Source organism: Thermohalobaculum sp., assembly GCF_058622915.1.
This window is the reverse complement of sequence record NZ_JBZSYN010000010.1, coordinates 1-4,360: the sequence shown is the minus strand read 5'-3', so window position 1 is coordinate 4,360 and position 4,360 is coordinate 1. Positions and strand designations below refer to the sequence as shown.

Sequence of the window (4,360 nt, the reverse complement as noted above, 5' to 3'; positions counted from 1 at the left end):
GAGATCAATCCCAAGACGATCCGACGGCTCGTGAGCTTGCTCGAAGGAGCAGGCCAATGATGCTGGCGCCAGCGGGAATGAAGGTGCATCTCGCGCTCGGCTTCACCGACATGCGCAAGGGGATGGATGGCCTGGCGATGCTGGTGCAGGGCGTGCTGAAGGCCGACCCGTTCTCGGGCCATCTCTTTGCCTTCCGCGGGCGCAAGGCGAACCTGGTCAAGATCCTCTGGTGGGATGGCACCGGCCTTTGCCTGTTCACGAAGAGACTGGATGCGGGGAGCTTTCCCTGGCCTTCGGCGGAAGTCGCGGGGGACGTGATCGCGCTCAGTTCGGCGCAGCTCTCGATGTTGCTCGAGGGGATCGACTGGCGCGTGCCAGAGCGGCGCTTGCAACCGGCGGCCGCGGGCTGATCGCGCCTGCGGCGGATTGACTCGGGCTGGTGTTCGTCCCGCGGCATGAGGTTGTGGCATGGTATGATCCGACCATGTCGATCGACCTTGCCGCCCTGCCGAACGACGTGGAGACGCTGCACCGGATGATCGGCGCTCTGGTCCGCGAGCGAGACAGCGCGCGGGCCGAGGCGGAGGCCGAGATCGATCGGCTGAAGCGCATTCTGAAGTCCTTGCAGCGGATGCAGTTCGGGCGACGCTCGGAACGGCTCGACCCTGACCAGTTGCAGCTCGGGCTCGAGGATCTCGCCGCCGATCTCGCGGATGCAGAGGAGGTCGCGGTCCGATCGGATGGCAAGCGGCCAGGGCCGGCAGACCGCACCGCCCGGCGCGCGAGGTTGCCGGATCATCTGCCCCGGGAAGACCGGACCGTCGCGGTCGACGCGAATTCCTGCCCCTGCTGTGGCGGGGCATTGCACCTGATCGGCGAGACCGTCAGCGAGATGCTCGATCATGTGCCGGCGCAGCTGAGGGTGCTGCGCATCCGCCGCCCGAAGTATGGCTGCCGGTCCTGCGGTGCGATCCACCAGGCGGCCGCGCCGGAGCGCCCGATCGCGAAGGGGCTGGCGAGCCCGGCGCTGCTCTCTCATGTCCTGATCGCGAAATATTGCGACCACCTGCCGCTCTATCGGCAGAGCCAGATCTTTGCCCGCCAGGGTGTCATGCTGCACCGCTCGACACTGGCGAACTGGGTAGCGGGCGCGGCCTGGTGGCTCTCTCCGATCCGGGACCGCATCGCGGACCACGTGATGGCGGCACAGCGGGTCTTCGCCGATGACACGGTCCTGCCCGTCCTCGATCCGGGCCGCGGGCGAACACGCACTGGCCGTCTCTGGGTCTACGCCCGGGATGACCGACCGTGGGGCGGGGCCGGTCCGCCGGCCGTGCTCTATACCTACAGTCCCGATCGCCGGGCTGAACGGCCGGCGGCGCATCTGGAGCGGTTCGAGGGAATATTGCAGGTCGATGGCTATGCCGGCTTTGAGCCGCTGGCAGTACGGAGCGATATCACGCTCGCCGCCTGCTGGGCGCACACACGGCGAAAATTCTACGATGTGCACCAGACAACGGGCTCACCGATCGCGGCCGAGGTGCTGCGTCGTATCGCAGCCCTCTATGCGATCGAGGCGGAGATCCGTGGTTGCGAGGCATCCTCCCGCCAGGCAGCACGGGAGCAACGCTCGCGCGAGATCGTCGATGCCCTGAGGCCCTGGCTCGAGCGGCAGATCCCGCGGCTGCCACAGCGCAGTGGCCTGGCCGATGCGATCCGCTACGCGCTCGCGCGCTGGCCGGCGCTCTGCCGTTTCCTCGACGACGACCGGAGCGAACTCGACACCAATACGGTCGAGCGCGCCATCCGGCCGGTCACGCTTGGTCGCAAGAACCATCTCTTTGCCGGCTCCGATGGCGGCGCCGAGAGATGGGCGATGCTCAGCACGCTGATCACGACCGCCAGGCTCAATGACATCGACCCTCAGGCCTGGCTGACGGACGTCCTCGAGCGCCTGACAAACGGCCATCCCATCAATCGCATCGACGAGCTCCTCCCCTGGAATTGGACCGCCAAAGACGCCGGCAACTGACCGACGTGTCAGAAATGGACGCTTACGCCGGATCAGGGAGGCGGGTTTATCGGCGGTGAATACCGCCGCGAGGCAATCGTCATGCAGGTTGAGATAGCGGCGCGGCGCCGCCTCCCGACTGATGTCGAACCTTTGCGCGATCTCGAGCGCGCGATCGAGGTCTGCGGCCGGCTTCATCCTTCGTCTCCTTCGGACCGAAGACGGGCCCAGGAGAGCGTGGGCAAGGACGCCACCGTCGCGAAAGTGCCCATAGGGCTGTTCGCTGCGCAGATGGAGAAGTTGGCGTCAGGAAAGAGAAGCCCGATCGCATTCGGTGCATTGGCTCGTGGCCGGGGCCGGGACGCCGTCTGGGTCACCGTGATTTTGCCCTGCGGAACCCGATGGCATTATTCTCAGACGATCGCGACATTGGGAGGGCGAAGCCATGAGCGCGTACAGGCTCACTTACTGGAACAAGCGCGGCCGCGGCGAGCAGGTGCGCCTGCTCCTCAACGAGCTGGGCGCGGACTACGAGGAGGTGCAGATCGCGCGCAACAGCCCGCAGCTTCGGGCGTTGCAGGCGCAGGGCCCGAAGATGCTCTACTTCGGTTCCGTGCCGATGCTCGAGGACGACGGCTTCAGGCTCTGCCAGGCGCCGGTCATTCTCTCCTACCTGGCCGCAAAGCACGGACTGGCGCCGGCGGATCTGCAACAAAGGGCAAAGGCGGATGCCATCTGCTGGGGGGCCGAGGACCTGCGATGCCTGTACTTTGGCCTGTTCTTTGCGTCCGATCCGCCCGCTGCACAGGCTGCGTTCGTGGCGGGTCCGTGGCGGAAGCGCTGGCTGATGAGCTTCGATGGCCTGCTGGCGCTCAACGGCGATACCGGCGTCTTCGTCGGGCGGGACCTGACCCATGCGGACTTCGCCATGTGGGATGTGCTCGACTCCGTGACGACCTGGATCGAGGGTGCCACGCTGGAGGGCTTCCCGCGTCTCGAGCGGTTCCAAGAGACCATCGCGGCGCGGCCGCGGATTGCCGCCTATCTGGCGTCGGACCGGCGGCCGGCGAGCTGACCGCTTCGGCGCCCGGACGGCACGCCGACCTTATGCCTGGAGTCCTTGGAGCCTCGGCCAGACCGTGGCCACATGGTCATGACGAGATCGACGTGGACCGGCGACGGCATCGGGGTATCGTCGCCACCACGGGAGGCCGGGAAATGATGTTCATGGGAAAGCCCCGCGTGCGGCTCCTCGACGGCCCGACACCGCTCGAGCGCCTGCGCCGGATGGAGGCGAGGACAGGCCATCGGGGCGTCTATGTGAAGCGCGATGACGCGATGCCTCTGGGCCTGGGCGGCAACAAGCTGCGCAGCCTCGAGTTCTGGCTGGGCGACGCCCTGTCGCAAGACAGCGACATTGTCCTCGCGGCCGGCCGGGCCGTATCGAACCAGTGCCGCCTGACCGCCGCCGCCGCCGCGCGCTCAGGCCTGGACTGCGTTGTCGTGCACAATGACGACCCGCCGGCGGTGCCGACGGGCAATCTCCTGCTCAGCAGGCTCTACGGCGCGGACATCCGCTTCATCGGACCGGTCGACGAGGACCTGCGCGCCCAGGAGACGCTGCGGATCCGGGACGAACTGCGAAGTGCCGGGCGGCGGCCCTACATCGTCGGCGACCCGGTGGTTGGTGCGCTCGGCTATGTCGTCGCGGCACGGGAGCTCCATGGTCAGGCCTTCGCCGCAGGCGTCGAGCTTCGCCACGTCTTTCTCCCCGGGTCCATGGGCGCGACCGAGGCCGGTTTTCTCTTCGGCAGCGCCCTCTTGGGCTGGCCTTTCGAGGTGCACCTGGTGACGGTCGAGTATTCGGTTCCGGAACTGCAGGAGCGCGTAGAGCGGATCTTCGCGGGCCTCGCGGTCGAGACCGGGGTGCGGCCTGGCGGGATTCCGGAGCGGGTCACGCACTATCACGGCGACTATCTCGGCGCGGGCTACGGACAGCCCACGGCGGCGGGGCTGGCGGCGATCCGGACCCTTGCCGCCGAGGAGGCGCTGCTGCTCGAGACGACCTACACCAGCAAGACCTTCGCCGGCATGCTCGACCTTGCCACAAGGGGCCTCGTGCCGGCCGACGAGCCGGTCTGCGTACTGCACACCGGGGGCGTGCCGGCCCTGTTCCAGCAGGCGGAGCAGCTTTTTGACGGGTAAGTGTGGGGAGCCCCCACTGAGTGGTCCGACTTGATTGTTAGTGCATGAGGGGCCTTTGGTCCATCTGGACGATGGCTGCCGGAGCTGGCGGCTTCCAGCCGAGGGCACCGTGGGGTCGGACGGTGTTGTAGTGGCGGCGCCATT

General features: G+C 67.4%; 5 protein-coding genes. 4 read left to right on the top strand and 1 reads right to left on the bottom strand.

Going from position 1 to position 4,360, the window contains the following annotated elements; translation table 11 throughout:
- The 4 genes from tnpB to AC32QD_RS00785 all read left to right on the top strand — a co-directional run.
- A partial coding sequence (gene tnpB, locus AC32QD_RS00800) for an IS66 family insertion sequence element accessory protein TnpB (protein WP_492008573.1) occupies positions 1-410 on the top strand: 410 nt, incomplete at its 5' end.
- A 74-nt stretch (positions 411-484) separates the two neighbouring features.
- Positions 485-2,032 carry an IS66 family transposase gene (tnpC, locus tag AC32QD_RS00795; RefSeq protein ID WP_492008572.1) on the top strand — a complete coding sequence of 516 codons (1,548 nt, stop codon included), beginning with the start codon at positions 485-487 and terminating at the stop codon, positions 2,030-2,032.
- 424 nt (positions 2,033-2,456) lie between these two features.
- Positions 2,457-3,086 carry a glutathione S-transferase family protein gene (locus tag AC32QD_RS00790; protein ID WP_492008571.1) on the top strand — a complete coding sequence of 210 codons (630 nt, stop codon included), beginning with the start codon at positions 2,457-2,459 and terminating at the stop codon, positions 3,084-3,086.
- Positions 3,087-3,253: 167 nt separating this feature from the next.
- Positions 3,254-4,216 (top strand): 1-aminocyclopropane-1-carboxylate deaminase/D-cysteine desulfhydrase, encoded by a 963-nt coding sequence (locus tag AC32QD_RS00785; RefSeq protein WP_492008570.1) that lies wholly within the window; start codon positions 3,254-3,256, stop codon positions 4,214-4,216.
- A gap of 37 nt (positions 4,217-4,253) precedes the next feature.
- Here AC32QD_RS00785 and AC32QD_RS00780 read toward each other — a convergent pair.
- Positions 4,254-4,360: integrase core domain-containing protein (locus AC32QD_RS00780; RefSeq protein ID WP_492008574.1), on the bottom strand; the 107-nt coding region annotated here is incomplete at its 5' end.

Excerpts from the sequence above, each read along its gene's own strand:
- tnpC (WP_492008572.1), top strand. The coding sequence starts at position 485 with ATGTCGATCGACCTTGCCGCCCTGCCGAACGACGTGGAGACGCTGCAC.
- AC32QD_RS00790 (WP_492008571.1), top strand. The coding sequence starts at position 2,457 with ATGAGCGCGTACAGGCTCACTTACTGGAACAAGCGCGGCCGCGGCGAG.